The organism is Algibacter aquimarinus (assembly GCF_039543265.1).
In the GTDB taxonomy this organism is placed as follows: domain Bacteria; phylum Bacteroidota; class Bacteroidia; order Flavobacteriales; family Flavobacteriaceae; genus Algibacter_B; species Algibacter_B aquimarinus.
Genome location: NZ_BAABJK010000009.1, coordinates 265222 through 285488 on the forward strand (window position 1 = coordinate 265222; position 20267 = coordinate 285488).

The window sequence follows — 20267 nt, forward strand, 5'->3', positions numbered from 1 at the left end:
TAAGAAGATTATAAACAAAATTATTTTACAATAAGCCTTTCTACCTTTTTTAGAATTTGAAATTATTTTGTCAAAACAAAAAGCTCAAATATTATTAAATAATCATAAATAATATTTATAAATATCATTATAAATATTAATAAAAATATATGCAAAAACTTGATTAATTTTGATAAAAGTAAAGTATCAGCTTTCTAAATACCAATAAATAAAAATACAGCTGTAAAATTTAGATAATTGATAATTTGCACTCAAAAAAAAACAGTAAATGAAATTAAAATAATTTAATCTGCTAAAAAAATTGTTATGAAAAAGAAATTTATTTATTTAATCGCACTAGTAGTATTAAGCTCTAGTTGTGCTGTAGTAAGGCCAGGTGAAGCTGGTGTAAAACAAACTTTAGGAAAGTTTTCTAAAACTATTTCTACACAAGGAACCATATTCTACAATCCGTTTACAAGTAGAGTTATTAAAGAATCTACACAAACAAATAATATTAAACTTATTCTTAGTTTACCCACTAAGGAAGGACTAAGTGTAAATTCTGAAATTTCAATTCTTTATCGTTTAGAACAAGATAAAATACCTAGTATACTAGAAAATTTAGGACAAGGCTATGAGTCTATAATTACTAGTGTGTTTAGGTCCGCTTCTTCCGATGTATGCGCACAATTTTATGCAAAAGATATGCACTCAGGAATGCGTGCAAAAATAGAAGAAGAAATTAAAGCTAAGATGTTAGTTAATTTAGAAAAACAAGCTGATGGCATTGAATTGATTGCAGTGCTTATGAAAAGTATACAATTACCAAGAGGTTTAGCAAGTTCCATAGAACAGAAACTACAAGCGGAACAAGACGCCATGCGTATGGAATTTATTATTCAACAAGCAAAATTAGAAGCCGATAGAAAAATAATAGAGGCAACTGCAGAAAGAGACTCACAAAAAATACTTGCCGAAGGATTAACTGAAGAAATTATTAAACTTAGAAGTATTGAGGCATTTAATAAACTTTCGCAATCTCCAAATAGTAAAGTTATTATTACTGATGGAAAAGCACCTTTATTAATAAATGAATAAACTAAAACACCAAACTGAATTTGAGTTTAATCAAATTCAGTTTGGTGTTTTAACCTTTCTTAATACAGAATATATAATTAAACTTATTTAAAAATAACCTATTGTATCAAATCGATGTGTCTATCATGGTATCCTAACAAATAAAGCACACCATCTAAACCAATACTAGATATTGAGCTTTGCGCATTGTCTTTTACCTTTGGTTTTGCATGAAAAGCTATACCTAATCCTGCTAGATTTAACATTTGTAAATCGTTAGCACCATCTCCAACCGCTATAGTTTGACTGATATCAATACCTTCTTTCTCAGCAATTTCTTTAAGATATTCTGCTTTCTTTTCACCGTTAACTATTTCCCCAAGATAATTTCCTGTTAATGCTCCATCTTTAATTTCTAATTGGTTTGCATATACATAATCAATACCTAGTTCTTTTTGTAGATAATGCCCAAAATAGGTAAAACCACCAGATAATATGGCAGTTTTAAAGCCGTAGCTTTTAAGGGTGTCAATTAGTCTTCTTGCGCCTTTAGTAATAGGTAAATTAACAGCAACATTATGCAGAACATCTTCACTCAAGCCTTTTAAAAGCTTCATTCGCCTTTTAAAACTTTCGTTAAAATCTATTTCGCCCTGCATTGCAGATTCGGTTATAGCCTTGACTTCATCACCAACACCTGCTAATTCTGCCAATTCATCAATAACTTCAGTTTGGATTAATGTAGAATCCATATCAAAACAAACTAAACGCCTGTTTCTTCTGTAGATATTATCTTCTTGGAATGCAATATCAACATCTAAATCGTGTGAAATTTGCATGAACTTTTCCGTGAATTCAGATTTATTATCAATTCGTCCTCTAATAGATAATTGTATTGATGCTCTTGGATATTCAACTTCTTTAATAAGCGATAAACGCCCTGTAAGACGTTTTATAGAATCTATGTTTAAATTCTTTTCAGAAATTACTTTTGTAACTTCTGATATTTGTTCAGCAGCTAGTTTTTCTCCTAAAATAGTAATGATGTATCTATCTTTTCCTTGCAGTCCTACCCATTTTTCGTAGTCTTCAAGCGAAATAGGATTAAATTTAGCCGTAATACCCAGTTCGTAAGCTTTGAAAAGTAAATCTTTTAATACGGCAGCTGATTTTTTTCCAGATTGAATTTTAAATAATATTCCTAAAGATAGCGTATCGTGAATATTTGCTTGACCTATGTCTAAAACTTTTGCACCATACTCTGCTAAAACACTTGTTAAACTTGATGTTAACCCAGGTTTATCTTGCCCAGAAATATTTAATAAAAAAATATCGTTCGCCATAATTTTCAACTCACTTTAGTAAGCTGTAAAAATCATTATTCTATTTGAGATATGAAAATTTTTTTGGAATTTAAAAACTTAGATTATAAACAACTTATTTAACAAAACGACTGTGCCAACTATCGCTAGCTGGAACTTCCCAATTTTCATTAAACTCAGCAATATTTGTTACTAAATTATTAAATACAATTGTGTTTTTAGATATGGCTTTGTCTTTTGCCATTTTTCTAAAATCGGTTAATGATTTATAGGCGACATATTCGCCTTGCTTGTAAGACACGTTCATTTTGTCCATTAAATCAACATTATAATCTTTTTCTAATTGCTGAATAAAATGTACTGAAGCGTCAATAGAACAACCTGTAGCCTTATTAAGGTTTTGATTTAATCCTAAAATAATAAAACGCTTATATTTAATTAGATAACCAGACTGTAAGTCGCTACCATGAGCTGTCCAGTTTTCTATAAATACATTTAATTTTAATTTTATTTCTTCAAGTTCTTGTTCTGTAAAAGAACGATTGGCTTGGTAAATCCAAACTCGAGAATCTTCGGGTAATGTATTGAAATCTACTAACATGATTCTTTAATCTCTACTTTCTAGATACTTAACAACCTTTTTCTTAACATATTTACTTTCGCTTAAATCGAACATATTAATCTCTTTATAATAAATGTTAAATATTTTATTGTAATTAGATTTTTTTAATAATTTATAGCCTTCAAACTGTTCTTTTATTAAAAAAGTATGTGTTTTATCAAATGCATCTTTAACTTGAAAATATGAAACTACGTCATTATTAAGAGAGGTTAATTGAGCTTCTAATTGTAAATCATCTTCATTTTTTGAGGCAGGTGGAAGCGGTATATTAGCTTCGGGTTCTTCAGATTCATCAATAAATTCGTCTAATTGCTCATCGCTAAAAATAGCCATAAATTCTACACCACAAACTGATACCATTTGGATTCCGACTTCTTCTCCTAGTGCTTCAAAATCATCCATACCATCATTTTTCATGGTTTCAGATTCTGCTTTTCGCTTATTATAACTTTTAAGTAAACATAATCCTAAAGCCACTTGCTTTTGACTCATCGATTTATCAGGCCTAAAAGAAGCCGTATCATTTTTAATACATTCACAAGTATCTTCAGCCATAAGCTGAATAATTTCTTCTCTGGTTTTGTCTTGACCAAAAACATTAACAACAAGACATAAGCATAATAAAAGTGGCAATTTTTTTAACATGGTGAAATTTTATAAATCTTGTGCATTAGCAATAAGTTCTGCGACATCCATAACTTCAACATCACCTTCTTTTTCTTTGGCTTTTATTCCATCAGTCATCATCGTATTACAAAACGGACATCCTGCTGCAATAATCTCTGGTTTTACATCCAGAGCTTGTTCTGTACGCTCTATATTTACTTCTTTATCTCCTTTTTCTGCATCTTTAAACATTTGCGCACCTCCTGCTCCGCAACAAAGCCCGTTACGCTTACAGTTTTTCATTTCTACTAATTCGGCTTCTAATTTTTGAATTAATTCTCTTGGTGCCTCATATACATTATTGGCTCTCCCTAAATAACAAGGGTCATGAAATGTAATACGTTTACCTTTAAACTTTCCTCCTTCAATGGTTAAACGTCTCTCATCCAATAAGGTTTTTAAAAATTGTGTATGATGCATTACTTCATAATTTCCTCCCAATTCTGGATATTCATTCTTTATGGTATTAAAGCAATGAGGACAAGCAGTAACTATTTTTTTTACTTCGTAAGCATTAAGAACTTCAATATTTGTAACTGCTTGCATTTGAAATAAAAACTCGTTTCCTGAACGCTTTGCAGGGTCTCCTGTACAACTTTCCTCTGTGCCTAAAACAGCAAATTCAACATTCGCTTTATTTAATAGTTTAACAAATGCTTTTGTTATTTTTTTTGCTCTATCATCAAAACTACCAGAACAACCTACCCAGAATAATACTTCTGGTTGTTTGCCCTGTGCCATAAATTCGGCCATGGTTGGTACTTTTAGTAATTCGCTCATACTTTATCTGTATAATTTAACTTCTTATTGTTGTTAAGTTAATGGTTAATTAACTGAATCTTTTTGCTTAAAGTTAGCAAAATCTTTCTTTGATATTCTTAAATAAATGGCTAATCGGTTTTTTCCATTTACCATTCTATTTTTTGGCTTCTTTATTAGTTTATTAGATTGTTTTAGTCCTAATTGACCTAAAGCAATTAATTGAGAATTTGAACAATAATCACAAAAAACCTTATCTAACACAACGTCTTTTACTTTAGAATCCTTAAACGTGGTAATAGTATAAATTTTAAACTGTAAAGAATCTTTTCTATAACTTTGAGCATGGACGTTATAAAAACCCAAAGAAAATAAAAGTAGAAAAAGTACTATAGAGTTATTCATTTTTCCAGTTTAGCCTATCCATCTGATTGTATGGCCATGGTGCTCCATTATTTTCTATGTTTGTCATCATGTTATTAAGCTCTACTGGTGCAGCAGACTGCTCCATAACCAAATAACGACGCATTTCTAATATAATAGAAAGTGGATCAATACTAACCGGACAAGCCTCTACACAAGCATTACATGAAGTACATGCCCATAACTCTTCACGAGTTATATAATTGTCTAAAAGTTGTTTCCCGTCATCTTTAAATTCACCTTTATTAGCATCTATATTTTTACCAACTTCCTCTAATCGATCTCTGGTATCCATCATGATTTTTCGAGGTGATAATTTTTTACCTGTTTGGTTTGCAGGACACTCGCTGGTACAACGTCCACATTCAGTACATGTATAGGCGTTTAGTAAATTAACCCAACTCAAATCTTGAACGTCGCTAGCTCCAAATTTTGCAGGAACCTCGCTTTCTGAATCTTCTGGTGAAGCTGCGAAAGGATCAATATTTGGATCCATCATCATTTTAACTTCTTTAGTTACGGCTTCAACATTGTTAAATTTTCCTTGAGGTGTTAATTTACCATAATATGTATTAGGAAACGCTAGTAAAATATGCAAATGTTTAGAGAAATACAGGTAGTTTAGAAAAATTAAAATTCCAATTATATGCAACCACCAAGCACCTCTTTCAATAAAATGCAGGGTATTGTCAGGTAATCCAGAAAACCATGGTGATATGTATTGGCTTATAACGTTACCATAATTCATGGCTTGAAAATCTAAATCTGTAGCATTCATTACTAAAAAAAGCGTCATTAAAACTACTTCGAAATAAAGAATAATATTACCATCATTTTTTGGCCAACTTGTCATTTCACTTTTCCAGAAGCGTTTTAGCTTTATAATATTTCGGCGTGTCCAAAAAAGAATCACTGAAACTAAAACTAATACGGCTAAAACTTCGAAAGAGCCTATTAAAAAGCCATAAACAGGTTCTGATAATACTTTTAAACCTATTCTATGTGTACCAAAAATACCATCAATGATAATTTCTAGAACTTCAATATTAATTATTATGAACCCTAAATAAACAATAAGGTGAAGAATTCCAGCTATTGGTCTACGTACCATTTTGCTTTGCCCAAAAGCAATGAATGCCATATTTTTCCATCGCTGTGGCTTGTTATCACTAACATCTACATCTAAACCTAATTTTATATTTCGAATTAGTCTTTTTACATTTTTAGTAAAATAGCCAATTCCAGCTAATAGAATAATTAGAAAAATGATGTTAGGAATATAATTCATTTAGTTATTAGTTAGATTCTGGTTTTGTATAAGGAATTTCCTTTTTTGATAAAATACGTCTGTAGCGAACAGGGTTAAGTTTTATATCTCTAAGAAGTTCTTCCATTTCTTTTGAAGCGTTTTGTAAATTATTGTATAAAGCTTCGTCTTTAAGCAACTTCCCAATAGTGCCATCTCCTTTATCCAATCCAATAAGAATCTTATCAAAATTTTGGAGTGTAGATTCCAAGTTTTTAATTGTTTTCCCAATATTGGCATCAGCTATGGAATCTGATATTTTTGACAAATTAGAGGATATGTTATCAACATTAGATAAAGTACTATCTAGCTTATCTTTATTACTCACTACCAATACATCAATTGACTTTGATGTTTCCTTAAAATTACTAATAATTGTTTTTAAATCACCTAAACTTGTTTTGATATTACTCTTGGTATTATCATCAAAAACGTCATTTAAATTTACAAGAAGTTCATCTGCGCTATGCATCATTTTTTCTATTTTTTCTTGTAAAGGTGTAAGTCTTTGGTTTACTAATTCGCTTAAACCAGCTTTTACACCACCATCTAAATAGGATTCATTAATAGCATTTTCAGCGCCATCAAAAGCAGGTATTATGGCTATAGCTTTTCCTCCAATTAGCCCTGTTTCATAAAGTTCTGCTTTACTGTTTTTTGAAAACTGAAATTCACTATCTACCAAAAGTTTTACTAGAAGTTTTCCCGAACCATCTCCCTTAAAGCCAATTTCAATAACCTTACCAACAGGCAAACCATTAATAGTTACTGGTGTTGATGCTGCTAAACCTTCAACATTATCATATACGGCATAAAAAGTTCTTGAAGACCCTAGTATATTTTGACCTTTTAAGTAATTAAACCCAAAAATAAAAAGTAGAATTCCTGAAAGTACTAGTATTGCAACTTTGATTTCTTTAGATATTTTCAAACTGTATGTATTAGATTAACAAATTTAAAATAAATTTAAAGAAGAATCTATCTAATTTTCGGTTGTTTTTAAAGCATCAGTTAACGATATTTTTTCGCCATTTTTAAATGCTACAATAAAACTACTGTTGTAACCTTTACTCTTTGCTTCTTCAGTTAGCTTTTTTGTATCGTCGTAATTTGAAGTGCGCCCATAAAAATATTTATAAAGTCCGCCTTCTTTTACTCTTGAAATATCATTTAAACCCTTAAAGTTATAAGGTTTTAAATCAAGTGCTTTGGAACTTGCCGAGATTTGTATTTTGAAAACAATTTCATCTTCACCAGCGACTGAAGATTCAGTAGTAATATCCTCAAAAAAATGATTTGATATATTTTTATCTATACTAACTTTGTATTCTAAAATTCCATTGGCTATTTCGCGAGCTATTTCATTTTGTCCTTTTTTAGAATTCAAATAAGCACCTTCACTTTTATTTGTTACAAATCCCGTTTCTATTAAAACACTTGGCATTGCTGTTTGATGAATAACCCATAAGCTAGCCTGCTTAACACCTCTGCTTTTACGTTTTAAAATGTTTACAAAGTTATTTTCAATTAAGCTTGCTAACATTATACTTTGATCTGTATATTCTTCTTGAGCTAAAGTTACTCCAATTAGAGATTCTGGTGAATTAGGATTAAACCCTTCATAATGTTTTTCATAATCATCTTCTAAAAAAATAACCTCATTCTCTGCCTTAGCAACCTCAAAGTTTCGATTAGTATTACCAATATCTAAAACATAAGTTTCTGTCCCATAAGCTTGGGTATGATGTGCATTACAATGAATAGAAACAAATAAATCAGCATTTGCATTATTTGCTATTTTTGGCCTATCTTTTAATTCAATAAAAACATCTGTTTTCCGGGTGTAAATAACTTTAATATTTGGGTTTTTCTCAAGTTGTTCTCCAATCTTTAGAGCTATCTTTAAAGCTATATCTTTTTCTTTAAATCCATACTTTGATGGCTTCCCAGGATCTTTCCCACCATGTCCAGCATCAAGTACAACAATAAACTTCTCTTTTCTATCAATATTTTCATTTTCTGTAAATGAAGAAAATGTTAATACTATTATAAAGGATACGAAAAGTAATATTGTGTTCGTTTTCATGAGATATAACATAATTTCTTTAATCGTTTCTTTCTTAATTAAAAAAAGTTTTAATATTGAGATTTTAACGACTAAAAAACTCGGTTTATTTTAATTTTAAATTTTTAATTGATTAATAAATCAATCACAGAAAAATATATGTAATTTTGACTTTTCAAAAACCGAGCCATACTTTTACAAAAATACATTTAAAAGCGTTGCATACAAACAACTTTAAAATACTTTTTGCATTAAGTTTTACAGTGTTTATTAACACGTTTAGCTTCGCTCAAGACATCAAAAAACAGCAGGATTCTATTAAACCTGTTGTTAAAGAAACGACTCTTATAAAAGCTGACACTTTAATTGACCCTGTAATCTCTGAAAAAAGTCAAGATTCTACCTTAACAGACTCTATTAAGCCTAAGAAAGAAATTCTAGAGAATATAGTTGTTTACAGTGCTACTGATTACACCAAGTTTAGCAATAAAAAACAGAAACTATATTTATATAATGAAGCAAAGATTGACTATGGCGATATGAATATTACCGCTGGAAGCATTGTTATCGACTATACAAAAAACACAGTTTATGCAAAGGGAATAGTAGATACCACAGGAGCTTACAACCAAAAACCTGTTTTTACACAAGGTAATAATATTGTTGAACCGGATTCCATTATTTTTAACACAGAAAGTAAAAAAGCGCTTATATATAACTCCAAAACAGAACAAGGAGAAGGTACTGTTGTAGCCACAATTACAAAAAAGGAAAATGATTCTGTTTACTTTTTAAAAAATGCAAAGTATACCACTGCTGAAAACCTTGAAGATCCGGAATACTATATAAAACTTAGAAAAGCTAAAATAGTACCAGGTAAAAAAATTGTAACGGGCTTAGCAAATCTATTCATTTATGATGTTCCTACGCCTTTAGGATTGCCTTTTGGTTTCTTTCCTCAAACAGAAACACACACTTCTGGAATTATAATACCCACTTTTGGAGAACAAAACGACCGCGGTTATTTTCTACAAAATGGTGGTTATTATTTTGCTATTAGCGATTATATAGATTTAGCTGTTTTAGGTGATTATTATACTAATGGAAGTTATGGTCTGAGACTAGAAAGCACCTATAATAAACGATATAGATATAGAGGAAATTTAGGGTTTAGATATGAAAACTTAATAACTAGCGAACGTGGTTTTCCTGATTATGCAAAAAACACTATTTATAATTTAAGGTGGTCTCACAGTCAAGATTCAAAAGCTAATCCAAGTTCACGTTTTTCTGCATCTGTTAATTTAGGAAGTAGCACTTACTATAGGTCTTCATTAAATCAAATAAATACAGGAGCCTTTTTAAATAACACTTTAGCGTCTTCAGTATCTTATTCTAAAACATTTCAAGGTGAGCCACAAGTTAATTTTAGTTTAACTGCTACTCACTCTCAAAATACAAGTACTGAACAAATTAATATGACGCTGCCAACTTTTCAAGGTAGTGTTGGTAGAGTTTTTCCTTTTGCATCAAAAACGGGTACAAAAAAAGGTATTATCCAAAACGTAAACTTACAATATAACGTTAGAGGTGAGAATAGAATTCAGACTACAGATTCTCTTTTCTTTAAAAAAGAAATGTTTGATGATGCCAAAGCTGGATTTCAACATAATATCCCATTAAGCACTAACTTTAAGCTATTTAAATACTTTAGCTTAACAGCAAGTAGTAATTATAACGAAGTTTGGACCTTTAAAACTGTTGATAAAACGTTCGACCCAGTTGCACGCGAGGTTGTAACAGAGACTGTAAATGGGTTTGACTCCTTTAGAACCTACAACTTTAGCACGAGTTTAGGTACTACAATTTACGGATTATTCAACTTTGAAAAAGAGGGCAAAGATGCTAAAATTAAAGCCATAAGGCATATTATGCGTCCATCTATAAGTTATAATATAAATCCATCATTCGATAAATACTACGATACTTTTGAAATTGTAAGCGCTGATGGATTAACCACTGAAGATGTTGATTTTACTCGATTTGAAGAAAGTATATTTGGTGTGCCGAATAGAAATTTCTCAAGTTCTATGGGCATTTCTTTATCTAATAATATTGAAGCCAAAGTTAGAGATAGAGATAGTACTGCTACCGAGCCAAAAAAGATAACTATTTTAAACAATTTAAACTTCTCGACTGCTTATAATTTTGCAGGCGACTCACTACAATGGAGCCCTGTAAGAATGAATGGTAGTACACAACTATTTAAAGATAAATTAAGCATCAATTTTGGTGCTACTCTAGATCCATATGCTTTAGATAATAATAATAACAAAATTGATAAATTCAATATAGACAATGGAGGTAGCTTATTTAGACTTACTAGTGCAAGCCTTAACGCCAGTTGGTCTTTATCAAGTAAAAAAGGAGATAAGAACAAAGATAAAGATAGAGGCATTGACGAAAATTTGAGAAGTGGTGGTCGTGCAGATGATTTATTTGGAGTCTCTGAAGATTTTGCAAATCAACAAATAAACAGAGACAAAGATAATGAAGATGATGTACCAAGCGAATTATATAACTATAAAGTCCCCTGGAGCTTGCGTATAGCCTATGCTGTTAACTATTCCAACAACAGGCGTCAAAACCAGATTTCTTCACATTCTATAATGTTTTCTGGAGATATTCAGTTATCAGATAAATGGTCTATAGGAGGCTCTTCTGGATACGATTTAAAAGACGCAGGTTTTACGTTTACACAATTACGATTTGAAAGAGATTTATTAAGTTGGCGAATGAATTTTAGTTGGGTACCATTCAGTACACGTAGTTCTTGGAACTTTTTTATTGGAATAAAATCTAGTATACTTCAAGATTTAAAATACGAACAAAGAAGGCAACCAGATATTCAATTATAATAACTCGTAAAATGAAAAAAATTATCACAACTCCTAAGGCTCCAGCACCCATTGGTCCATATAACCAAGCTATTTTAAGCGGCGATACTTTATATATTTCTGGGCAAATTCCTTTTAATACTGAAACTGAAACTTTTATTCTTGATGATATTAAATCTGAAACTGCTCAAGTAATGACTAACTTAAGTGCTATTTTGGAGGCTGCTGAAATGACCTTTGAAAATGTAGTAAAATCATCAATATTTATAAGCAACATGGATGACTTTGCAGAAATAAATCAAGTTTACGAGAGCTATTTTAACACAGCTACAGCTCCTGCTAGAGAAACTGTTCAGGTGGCTAGACTTCCAAAAGATGTAAACGTAGAAATTAGTATGATTGCTGTTAAGTGAGTTTTATACAGGATTATTTTCCTTCTGAGAATATTTAACCAATATTTTTTTAAGTATTAAAACGTCTATTGGTTTTGCTAAAAACTCATCTATTCCAGCTCGTTTAGTACTTTCAATATCTTCTTCAAAAGCACTAGCAGAAACAGCTATAATTGGTGTTTTATTATTGCTATACTTTTCTGTTGCCTTAATGGCCTTTGTTGCGTCATATCCATCCATATCTGGCATATAAATATCCATGAAAATCATATCAAAATCCAGAATCTTGTAGAGCTCTACAGCTTCTAATCCATTTTTAGCAAAAGTACAATCGGCTCCCTGTTTTTCAAGTAAAAACTTAATTACTTTTTGATTCATTCTATTATCTTCAGCAACTAGAATATTGAATTTTTCTTGCAAAATTGGTGCTATTTCTAAATTTTCCGATTTTACATTAAGCGTCTTCTTTAAATGCAAACTAAAATAGAAAGTTGAACCTTCTCCTTCTTTACTTTCTAACTTTAACTCACCACCCATGAGCTCAATTAATTTTTTAGAAATAGATAAACCCAAACCTCCTGCAACATAATCTTTAATAGCTGAAGATTTTGACATTTTAACATTTGAAGAATAGTGCTTTACAACTTCCTCAGAAATACCAATGCCGCTATCTTTTACATAAAAAGTTACAACTTGGTCTTTTTCAATTTCAACTGTTTGGTCAACTATAACACTAACATAACCAGAATTGGTATATTTTATGGCGTTATTTACCAGGTTAAATAGTACTTGCTGAATTCTAACTGAGTCTCCAATAAGAGAAAAATTAGATTTTCTATCCGACAAAAATTTAAACTCAAAGTCTAGTTCTTTTTCCCAAGCCTGATACTCAAAAACTTTAAACAGCTCTGATAAATCAGACTTTAAATCCATTGCCAACTCATTCAACTTAACGTTATCAGTATTTATATCAGCATTATTAGATACCATATTTAATAGTTGCGACAAATACTTAGAAGAATACTCAGCTATATCAACTTTCGTCATTTGATTAACCTCTAAATCACTTTGCTTAAGCATTTTAAGCATTCCAAGAACGGTATTAAGTGGCGTACGAATTTCGTGATTTATACTAGATAAGTAAATTGATTTTTGATCTGATACTTCATTTAACGCATCTAAATTATCATTCAACTCATTAATACGTTTGTATAAATTAGATTTAATTAAGTTATTCTTCATCTGATTCTTAAAAAAATATTGAAGAACAAGAATTTGAGCAATAACTATAATAAATAAGGAGAGTGCAGTTTTTTCTAAACTAATTTTCTTTTCAAGAAAGCTATAAGCTAATACAAGAGTAGCCACAATAGAAATAAAAATAAAGATTGAAAGTAAGCGTCTTTTCTTTATTTTTTTTATTGACTTTAGCGAAAAACTCATTAAGGTTTAATATTTAAAACAAACATATCCATAATTATGTAAATTAACAAGAACAATTATGGTCTATTAATAAGTTATAAATATGAGAAAAATAATGATTTTAAAATTGTAAAATTGTACTTTTAAATATAAATAATTTGAATATATGCGAATAGAGTATGATATAAGATTAGGCTTTAAAGATGTTATGATACGCCCAAAGCGTTCTACTTTAAAAAGTAGATCTGAAGTTGATTTAGAGCGTCATTTTAAATTTTTACATAGCCCTTCCACTTGGTCTGGAATACCTATTATGGCAGCGAATATGGATACTGTTGGTACTTTTGAAATGGCTAAAGCATTATCTAATAAAAAACTATTTACAGCCATACATAAACATTACTCTATAAAAGATTGGGAAACTTTTATTTCAAATGCATCAACAGGTTTTGAAAATTATGTAGCTGTAAGCACAGGTATAAGCGAAAAAGATTCTTTAAAATTGGCTTCTATAATTAAGCTTCATCCATCTTTAAAATTTATATGTATTGATGTGGCAAATGGCTATTCAGAACACTTTGCCGATTTTGTTAAACACACTAGAAATCTCTATCCAGAAAAAGTAATTATTGCAGGGAATGTGGTAACTGGAGAAATGGTTGAAGAGTTACTTCTCTCTGGTGCTGATATTGTAAAAGTTGGAATAGGCCCCGGTTCAGTTTGTACCACGCGAATTAAAACAGGGGTTGGGTATCCGCAACTTTCTGCAATTATAGAATGTGCAGATGCGGCTCATGGCTTAGGCGGACAAATAATAAGCGATGGTGGTTGTACAACACCCGGAGATATTGCCAAAGCTTTTGGTGCAGGAGCAGACTTTGTAATGCTAGGTGGAATGCTAGCAGGACACTCAGAAAGTGGTGGTGAAGTTATTGAAAAACAAGGTAAACCGTATCGGAAATTTTATGGAATGAGTTCATCAACAGCTATGGAAAAACATGTTGGAGGCGTTGCAGATTATAGAGCAAGTGAAGGTAAAACTGTTGAAGTCCCTTTTAAAGGTGATGTAGAAAATACGTTACAAGATATTTTAGGAGGTTTACGAAGCACTTGTACCTATGTTGGTGCATCTTTACTCAAAGAGCTAACAAAACGAACTACTTTTATTAGAGTTAATGAGCAAGAAAATAGAGTTTACAATAGTTAATCATAACAAACAGACCAAAAATTAAGTTACTAATATTACATTATTTGAAGCTTAATTTAATCATATTATTATTTTAAACTGTCAATATTTGTAGTCTTACCAATATTTAAATTTCGCTCCTTAATTTTATAATCATCAATCTATTAACCCGAAAAATTAGTTTATTTTTATAAGAACTATTTTCTTTCTAAAAATCAATAATAACAAGCAAACTATATGGCTTTAAAAGTAGTAATCTCACATAAAACAAAATATAAATATGATAGAGCTGTAAACCTATCACCCCACATATTCAGATTACGTCCTGCCCCACATAGCAGAACTCCAATAGAAGCATATTCAATAAAAATTACTCCAGAAAACCAATTTTTTAATTGGCAACAAGATCCGTTTGGTAATTATTTAGCGCGTTTAATTTTTCCTGAAAAGACAAAAGAACTCACAATTGATGTAGAAATTATTGCCGATTTAAAAACTATAAATCCATTCGACTTTTTTGTTGAAGAATATGCGGAAGAGTTTCCTTTTAAGTATAAAGACACTATAAAAAAAGAACTGGTCCCATACCTTGAAGTAACAGATAATGGCAAATTACTTAAAGACTTTATAAAAACTATAGATTTTACTCCAAGAAAAACCATCTATTTTCTAATAGACATTAATAGAAAAATATACGACTATTTAAATTATAATATTAGAATGGATCCAGGTGTTCAAACCTGTGAGGAAACTCTAAATAGAAAAAATGGCTCCTGTAGAGATTATGCTTGGTTATTTGTTCAAGTAATGCGCCACTTAGGCTTTGGAGCACGATTTGTTTCTGGATATTTAGTACAATTAAAATCTGATGAAAAATCGTTAGATGGTCCGTCTGGTCCAGAAGAAGATTTTACAGATTTACATGCTTGGGCAGAAGTATATTTACCAGGTGCAGGATGGATTGGTTTTGATGCCACATCGGGCTTATTAGCTGGTGAAGGACATATTCCTCTAGCTTGTACGCCTTCATTTGAAAGTGCTGCTCCAGTTTCAGGTATGACTGATAAATGTGAAACCGAATTCTTTTTTGAAAACTCTGTAAAACGAATTTTAGAATCTCCCAGAGTTACAAAACCTTATACAGAAGAACAATGGAACGAGATTTACAAATTAGGCTTTAAAGTTGAAAAAGAATTAGAAAAAGGAGATGTAAGGCTTACTATGGGTGGAGAACCTACTTTCGTTTCAATAGACGATATGCAATCGCCAGAATGGAACACAGCAGCAGATGGCGAACATAAAAGAGAACTAGCCGCAGACCTTACAAAACGCTTATTTTCAAAATTTGGAAAAGGAGGCTTTTTGCATAATGCCCAAGGTAAATGGTATCCAGGAGAACCGCTACCAAGATGGGGAATGGAAATATGCTGGCGAAAAGATGGAAGAAATATATGGCACGACAAAACACTTTTCTCTTTATTTGCTGAGAATCCTAAAGTTCCAGAAAACGCAGATAAGCTCTTTTTAGAAACACTTACAAAGTATTTAGGGATTACAAATAAAACTATTTTACCTACTTATGAAGATGCTTTTTATTTCCTTTGGGAAGAAGGCAAAATGCCAGTAGATATAGACCCAAAAGAAGATAAAGACAATGCTCTAATTAGAAAAAAATTAGGCGAAATATTAGAAAAAGGCACATCAAAAGCTATCGGTTATGTATTGCCATTAAACAATTCTGCTGAAAGATGGTATACTAGCGAATGGACTTTTAGAAGAAATCATATTTTTTTAACACCGGGTAATTCACCCGTTGGATTACGTCTCCCGCTAAATTCACTTATTGAAAACCCATCATATGAAGAACTACCAAAATATGACCCCGATCAATTTAGTGTAAAAGGACGTTTTCCAAGTTACAGAAAAATAGCAAATAACAGATATTATGATTTTATTGGTAAAAAACTAAAGCCGTCTGAAAACAATTATTTCATAAGAACAGCTCTTTGTGCTGAGATAAGAGATAACAAACTATATTTATTTTTACCACCTTTAGATAGCGCTGAAATATTTTTAGATTTATTAGCCTCAATTGAAGCCACTGCAAAACATTTATCAATCCCTGTTGTTCTAGAAGGATATAGCGCTCCAAAAGACCATAGATTAGAATCTCTTAAAATAACACCAGATCCAGGTGTTATTGAAATAAATGTACATCCTGCTAAAAACTGGGATGAACTTGTTGAAAATACGTTTGCGCTTTACGAAGAAGCAAAACAATCACGATTAGGAACAGAAAAATTCATGTTAGATGGTAAACACACTGGTACTGGTGGCGGAAACCATGTAACACTTGGAGGTACATCACCTGCTGATAGTCCGCTACTTCGTAAACCTAGTTTATTACGAAGTTTACTAACCTTTTGGCAACACCATCCTGGATTATCTTATTTGTTCTCTGGTGCTTTTGTTGGTGCCACAAGTCAAGCTCCAAGAATTGATGAAGCCAGAATGGAAAACTTATACGAATTGGAGGTCGCTTTTAGTCAAATACCAAAAGATGGTGATGTTCCGTTTTGGCTTACTGACAGATTGTTTAGGCATTTACTAACTGATCTTACAGGAAATACGCATCGTGCAGAATTTTGTATTGATAAGTTATATTCACCCGATTCTTCGTCTGGACGTTTAGGTATTTTAGAATTACGTGCTTTTGATATGCCACCACATGCACAAATGAGTTTAATGCAAAACTTATTGGTTAGAACACTAGTTGCTTGGTTTTGGAAAAAACCTTATGAGCATAATCTAGTCCGTTGGGGTACAGAATTACACGATAAATTTTTAATTGAACACTACGTAAGAGAAGATATTAAAGATATTGTTTCGCAACTTAATAAAGCTGGTTATCGTTTTAAAGAAGATTGGTTTGATCCATTTTTCGAATTCCGTTTCCCATTACATGGCATGGTTGAAATAAACGATATTCATTTAGAGTTAAGAGCTGGAATTGAACCTTGGAATGTTTTAGGTGAAGAAATGACTGGAGGAGGAACCGCCAGATACGTAGATTCATCTTTAGAACGTTTACAAGTAAAAGTTTCAAATTTTAATAACGATAGATACGTGCTAACCTGTAACGGCACGAAAGTACATCTAAAAAACACTTCTGTAAAAGGTGAATATGTTTCTGGTGTACGTTACAAAGCATGGGACCCATATTCTGCTTTACACCCAACTATTGGTGTAGACACCCCATTGGTTTTTGACATTGTAGACACTTGGAACAGACGTTCTATAGGCGGTTGCACTTATTTTGTAGCACATCCGGGTGGCCGTTCTTATGAAACATATCCTGTAAACAGTTACGAAGCTGAATCAAGACGTATTAATCGTTTCTGGGAATTCGGGCATTCACAAGGTGAAATTGAAGCCATACAAGAAACTAATTTAGATACAGATATTCCTGTAAGAAATGTTGAACCACAACAAGGTTTAAGAAAATTTAAATATAAAGAGTATCCAATCAATTTTGAATTCCCAAATACATTAGATTTGCGGAAAAAATAAAAGTATTAAATGACAACAGATTCTAACGTTTTATTTCAGAATTATTTCTCTAAAAAAAGAGATTATGATGAAGTTTTAAAAGATAATATGAGTGTAAACCCAGACTGGGATATGCTCTTGCAGAATCTTACCAAATTAGGATCAGAAGAACTTATTGAGCGCCAAAACCAGATGAATTGGTTAATGGATGAAAATGGGGTTACTTACAACGTATACAACGACCCTAAAGGGCTTCATCGCACTTGGGATTTAAATATAGTTCCATTTTTAATTCATCAAAAAGAATGGCAAGATGTTGAAAAAGGAATTGTTCAGCGTGCAGAAATTTTAAACCTTGTTTTAAAAGATATTTATGGCAAGCGCGAACTTATAAAAAATGGCATTATACCACACGAAATTGTATTTGCACATCGTGGTTTTTTAAGACAATGCGACCAAATTCAATACAATACTACTAAGAATTTATTAATTCATTCGGCAGATTTAGCTAGAGGTCCAGATGGTCGTATGTGGGTTGTTAACGATCGCACACAAGCCCCTTCAGGAATGGGTTATGCGCTAGAAAACAGAGTAGCGACTAAGCGTGTTTTACCTGATATTTTAAGTAATATTAATGTAAAAAAATCTGCTAGTTTTTTTCAAGATTACAGTCAAATGTTGAAAAATTCGAGTCCTAGAAATGTCAGCAATCCCAATATTGTTATTCTTACTCCTGGCCCTCATAACGAAACCTATTTTGAGCATACCTATATGTCATCCTTTTTAGGTTATCCTTTAGTAAAAGGAAACGATTTAGTTGTTAGGAATGGAAAAGTTTGGATGAAATCCTTAAAGAAACTTAAACAAGTTGATGTTATTTTAAGACGTGTTGATGATGTTTACATGGACCCTTTAGAACTAAGAGAAGATTCGTATTTAGGTATTGCTGGGTTATTAGATGTAATTAGGCAACAAAACGTTACCGTTGTAAACCCAATAGGAAGTGGAATTTTAGAAAATTCAGGATTAATTCCATTTATGGGTAATATTTGTAAATACTTTTTGAATGAAGAATTAATATTACCTCAAATTGCTTCCTGGTGGTGTGGTCAAACTAAAGAACGTCATCATGTTTTAAGCAATTTATCAGAGTTTGTTGTAAAACGTATTGATAGGTCTAACAGAGAAAGCATCTTTTTTTGTGAATTTTTAAATGAAAAAGAACTAGCAACTTTAAAACAAGAAATTAATGCAAGACCATATAATTTTGTTGCGCAAGAGAAAATATCATTTTCCACCGCTCCAGATTTTGTAAATGGTAAATTAGAACCTAGAAAAGTAGCTTGTAGAACATTTGCAATTGCTAAAGACGACAGCTATAGTGTAATGCCTGGTGGATTAGTTAGAGTTGCTGCCGAAAGAGAAAATCTTCGTGTTTCCAACCAAAGAGGTGGTATTAGTAAAGATTTTTGGGTTATTACAGACCAACCAGAAGATATTGTTCAAAATTATTCATGGGATAAATCTACCAAGAATACAACCATATCTGATATAAATGATTTGCCAAGTCACACAGCAGAAAACCTATTTTGGTCTGGAAGATATTTAGGTAGAGCATTAATTACATCCCGATTATTACGTATGAGTTTAAACCGCATGAGCAGTTTAAAATACAGTAATAACAAAACTGAAGAGGAAAGTTTACACTATATATTTGAAGCCATTACAACCATAACCCATACCCTACCGGGTTTTGTTGGAAAAGGAAAAGAAGCCGTTTTTAAAAACCCCTTAAAAGAATTTAATTCTTTAATTTTTGATGAAAAAAGAATGGGGAGTTTAGGGCAAACTTTAATGAGTTTTACAAACTCCTATTACTCGTTACGTAATTTATGGTCTAAAGATATGTGGCGCGTTTTTGATGGTATAAAAAAACTATGGAATAAGTACGATAAAAATAAAGAACACTCCATTTCTGCTCTTGTAAAACTTCTTGATAATATAATTACCAAGCTTATTGCTTTTATGGGCTTAATTGAAGAAAGTATTTTAGTAGACCAAGGACTATTACTATATTTTATTGGGTTGCAAATGGAGCAAGCAAGTTTAACCATAGAAAAATGTAGAGCACTTATTGTAGTTAAACATGACGAGCAACTGGAGTATGAAATGCTAGAAGCCTTATTAACTAGCCACGAAAGTTTAAATATTTACCGCTATAGCTATCGTTCTTATTTAAATATTGATAATGTTATTAATTTAATTATTCTAGATAAAAAATACACGAGGTCTTTAACCTATCAATTAGCAAGAATTCAGAAGGATATTAATCAATTACCACAATCTGAATCAAACAACGGCATGTCTAAATGCCAATTACTTATTGCTGAAATAAATAATATAGTACAAAGTTTAGATATTGATACTTTAACTAAAGTAAACAATAACACATTTATAAGAGAAAGCTTAGAATATTCATTATCAAAGCTAAGTGATTTACTTCATAAAACATCACTTTCAGTTTCAGACACTTATTTTAATCATTCTTACCAACAAACACAGTTGGTTAATCAGAATTTCCCATTACAATAATGATCTA

Annotated in this window: 15 protein-coding genes; 6 read left to right on the top strand and 9 right to left on the bottom strand. The window is 31.5% G+C overall.

Annotated elements, in window-relative coordinates; genetic code table 11:
* The first annotated feature begins 306 nt into the window (after positions 1-306).
* Positions 307-1080, top strand: coding sequence for a prohibitin family protein (locus ABD939_RS13610; protein ID WP_345169812.1), 774 nt, complete (start codon positions 307-309; stop codon positions 1078-1080).
* A 98-nt stretch (positions 1081-1178) separates the two neighbouring features.
* Here the strand turns inward: ABD939_RS13610 and serB are convergent, their stop codons facing one another.
* From serB to ABD939_RS13650, 8 genes are all read right to left on the bottom strand, one after another.
* Positions 1179-2402: a phosphoserine phosphatase SerB gene (gene serB / locus ABD939_RS13615; protein WP_345169817.1), complete on the bottom strand. Its 1224-nt coding sequence runs from the start codon at positions 2400-2402 to the stop codon at positions 1179-1181.
* A 94-nt stretch (positions 2403-2496) separates the two neighbouring features.
* A complete protein-coding gene (locus tag ABD939_RS13620; protein WP_345169818.1) occupies positions 2497-2982 on the bottom strand; it encodes an ABC transporter ATPase in 486 nt (161 codons plus the stop codon).
* A gap of 6 nt (positions 2983-2988) precedes the next feature.
* Positions 2989-3648 (bottom strand): hypothetical protein, encoded by a 660-nt coding sequence (locus tag ABD939_RS13625; RefSeq protein ID WP_345169820.1) that lies wholly within the window; start codon positions 3646-3648, stop codon positions 2989-2991.
* 9 nt (positions 3649-3657) lie between these two features.
* Positions 3658-4449 (bottom strand): (Fe-S)-binding protein, encoded by a 792-nt coding sequence (locus ABD939_RS13630; RefSeq protein ID WP_345169821.1) that lies wholly within the window; start codon positions 4447-4449, stop codon positions 3658-3660.
* Between the two features lie 45 nt (positions 4450-4494).
* Entirely contained in the window at positions 4495-4833 is a 339-nt protein-coding gene (locus tag ABD939_RS13635; protein ID WP_345169823.1) for a hypothetical protein, read from the bottom strand.
* Positions 4826-6139: a 4Fe-4S dicluster domain-containing protein gene (locus ABD939_RS13640; RefSeq protein ID WP_345169825.1), complete on the bottom strand. Its 1314-nt coding sequence runs from the start codon at positions 6137-6139 to the stop codon at positions 4826-4828. Before ABD939_RS13640 ends, ABD939_RS13635 begins: the two co-directional genes overlap by 8 nt.
* 7 nt (positions 6140-6146) lie before the next feature.
* A complete protein-coding gene (locus ABD939_RS13645) occupies positions 6147-7088 on the bottom strand; it encodes an MlaD family protein (RefSeq protein ID WP_345169826.1) in 942 nt (313 codons plus the stop codon).
* A 51-nt stretch (positions 7089-7139) separates the two neighbouring features.
* The gene (locus ABD939_RS13650) at positions 7140-8243 is read right to left on the bottom strand and encodes an N-acetylmuramoyl-L-alanine amidase family protein (RefSeq protein ID WP_345169827.1); all 1104 of its coding nucleotides are present in this window, start codon (positions 8241-8243) and stop codon (positions 7140-7142) included.
* Between the two features lie 146 nt (positions 8244-8389).
* On the opposite strand from ABD939_RS13650, the gene ABD939_RS13655 reads away from it, so the two are divergent.
* Complete coding sequence (locus tag ABD939_RS13655) at positions 8390-11140, top strand: putative LPS assembly protein LptD (RefSeq protein WP_345169828.1); 2751 nt, start codon at positions 8390-8392, stop codon at positions 11138-11140.
* An 11-nt stretch (positions 11141-11151) separates the two neighbouring features.
* Entirely contained in the window at positions 11152-11532 is a 381-nt protein-coding gene (locus ABD939_RS13660; protein ID WP_345169830.1) for a Rid family detoxifying hydrolase, read from the top strand.
* A gap of 3 nt (positions 11533-11535) precedes the next feature.
* On the opposite strand, the gene ABD939_RS13665 is transcribed toward ABD939_RS13660, so the two are convergent.
* Positions 11536-12954 carry an ATP-binding protein gene (locus ABD939_RS13665; protein WP_345169832.1) on the bottom strand — a complete coding sequence of 473 codons (1419 nt, stop codon included), beginning with the start codon at positions 12952-12954 and terminating at the stop codon, positions 11536-11538.
* A 145-nt stretch (positions 12955-13099) separates the two neighbouring features.
* Here ABD939_RS13665 and ABD939_RS13670 point away from each other — a divergent pair, with 145 nt between their 5' ends.
* The 3 genes from ABD939_RS13670 (at position 13100) to ABD939_RS13680 (ending at position 20260) form a co-directional block, all read left to right on the top strand.
* Positions 13100-14140, top strand: a complete 1041-nt coding sequence (locus tag ABD939_RS13670; RefSeq protein ID WP_345169835.1) for a GMP reductase — start codon at positions 13100-13102, stop codon at positions 14138-14140.
* A gap of 216 nt (positions 14141-14356) precedes the next feature.
* Complete coding sequence (locus ABD939_RS13675; protein WP_345169838.1) at positions 14357-17689, top strand: transglutaminase family protein; 3333 nt, start codon at positions 14357-14359, stop codon at positions 17687-17689.
* A gap of 9 nt (positions 17690-17698) precedes the next feature.
* The gene (locus ABD939_RS13680; protein WP_345169841.1) at positions 17699-20260 is read left to right on the top strand and encodes a circularly permuted type 2 ATP-grasp protein; all 2562 of its coding nucleotides are present in this window, start codon (positions 17699-17701) and stop codon (positions 20258-20260) included.
* Positions 20261-20267 lie beyond the last annotated feature (7 nt).